Here is a 1358-nt window from a genome sequence, read left to right on the forward strand (position 1 = left end):
ATGCTCTTTAACAATCTGGAAAGCTGACTAGTAAATTGAATTTTCGAATTCAATACTAAATAGTTTTATCGAAAGATAAAACGAGTTCTCAAGCAACACACATTCAAGTGTCTTGTGTAAGAGTCCGGCGAAAACAAAAAATTCTCTCTAACGAGAGAGTGAACCTTGGTTGTTGCCATACGAAACCTCTTGGGGTTGTATGGTTAAGTGACTAAGCGTACACGGTGGATGCCTAGGCAGTCAGAGGCGATGAAGGACGTACTAACCTGCGATAAGCCAAGAGAAGATGGTAAGAATCACTATACTCTTGGATTTCCGAATGGGGAAACCCAGCTGCATAAGCAGTTATCGTTACGTGAATACATAGCGTAACGAGGCGAACCGGGGGAACTGAAACATCTAAGTACCCCGAGGAAGAGAAATCAACCGAGATTCCGGCAGTAGCGGCGAGCGAACCCGGATTAGCCCTTAAGCTAGTTTGATGACAGGTGAATGTGCTGGAAAGCACAGCGATACAGGGTGATAGCCCCGTAACCGGTAGCATCTTATCAGTGAAAACGAGTAGGACGGGACACGTGATATCCTGTTTGAAGATGGGGGGACCATCCTCCAAGGCTAAATACTCCTGACTGACCGATAGTGAACCAGTACCGTGAGGGAAAGGCGAAAAGAACCCCTGTGAGGGGAGTGAAATAGAACCTGAAACCGTGTACGTACAAGCAGTAGGAGCCCACTTGTTGGGTGACTGCGTACCTTTTGTATAATGGGTCAGCGACTTAATTTTAGTAGCAAGGTTAACCGATTAGGGGAGCCGTAGGGAAACCGAGTCTTAACTGGGCGTACAGTTGCTAGGATTAGACCCGAAACCAGGTGATCTAGCCATGGGCAGGTTGAAGGTGAGGTAACACTTACTGGAGGACCGAACCGACTAATGTTGAAAAATTAGCGGATGACTTGTGGCTAGGGGTGAAAGGCCAATCAAACCTGGAGATAGCTGGTTCTCCCCGAAAGCTATTTAGGTAGCGCCTCGGACGAATACTACTGGGGGTAGAGCACTGTTAAGGCTAGGGGGTCATCCCGACTTACCAACCCTTTGCAAACTCCGAATACCAGTAAGTACTATCCGGGAGACACACGGCGGGTGCTAACGTCCGTCGTGGAGAGGGAAACAACCCAGACCGCCAGCTAAGGTCCCAAAGTTATAGCTAAGTGGGAAACGATGTGGGAAGGCTCAGACAGCCAGGATGTTGGCTTAGAAGCAGCCATCATTTAAAGAAAGCGTAATAGCTCACTGGTCGAGTCGGCCTGCGCGGAAGATTTAACGGGGCTAAGCTATACACCGAAGCTGCGGCAATGCA

At 48.5% G+C, this 1358-nt stretch carries 1 rRNA gene; it reads left to right on the top strand.

From position 1 onward, the window contains the following. Nucleotides 1-201 precede the first annotated feature (201 nt). Nucleotides 202-1358, top strand: a 23S ribosomal RNA gene (locus ACVA58_RS27725); the annotation flags it as partial.

Source organism: Photobacterium sp. DNB22_13_2 (genome assembly GCF_052873915.1).